At 42.3% G+C, this 699-nt stretch carries 1 protein-coding gene and 1 pseudogene; both read right to left on the bottom strand.

Features of this window, described 5'->3' with window-relative positions; translation table 11 throughout:
• Positions 1-177, bottom strand: a 177-nt coding sequence (locus ACWHAR_RS27390) for a GntR family transcriptional regulator (RefSeq protein ID WP_452088471.1), incomplete at its 3' end; no start/stop codon positions are given.
• 176 nt (positions 178-353) lie between these two features.
• A pseudogene (locus ACWHAR_RS27385) lies at positions 354-699 on the bottom strand (sulfite exporter TauE/SafE family protein); the annotation flags it as partial.

Genomic DNA, 699 nt, shown 5'->3' with positions numbered 1-699 from the left:
GATTGTGCCCACACGTTCAATCGTGCTGACAAACCCTTTATTCTCTGCTTCCTGGATCGCTCTGTACGCGGTTCCTTCGCTTACTTTCATTTCCTTTGCAATTCTTCGGACAGAAATTTTTTCACCGACAGGCAGTGAATCGATATACGTTAAAATTTGTTCATGCTTCGTTGCCAAGCCTTTCACCTCTAAGGACAGTCTTCTTGTTTTTATTATAAGGTTTCAAAGGATTTATACGCAATGAGGCTGGAAAATAAAAAAGAAGCCCGACCGGCTTCTTACAGCGTTGATTTCGTTCCAGTCAAGCGCAAGGACCCCGTGGCTCCTTTTACATCGTAAAGCGGAAAAACCCTTTATTTTTCTTTTAAATGGACATCAACCGCTGTCTTAACAATATTTCGATTCCCTATTTTAGATAAAACAAATAAAACTGCGAATAGCCATATCGCCCCTATGGCCGTATAGATCAATGGATAAACAGCTGTGTTTGTGATCCATTCACTTATTAATGTTCTGGCATTTACCAGAATAATAAATCCTCCTACAAGCACACCCATCAATTGGGGATGAAACTTCTGCACCAGCCATGCTGCGATAGGGGCAGCGATAATTCCGCCGGCCATTAGTGAAAACACCCATAACCAATTGACGTCCTCCCATCCTAGTGAAATAAAAAAACCGGCAGTTGCAGATACGGCG

Source organism: Bacillus sp. LR--39 (assembly GCF_053613335.1).
The sequence above is the reverse complement of the archived record's forward strand: the minus strand, read 5'-3'. Positions and strand labels throughout refer to the sequence as shown.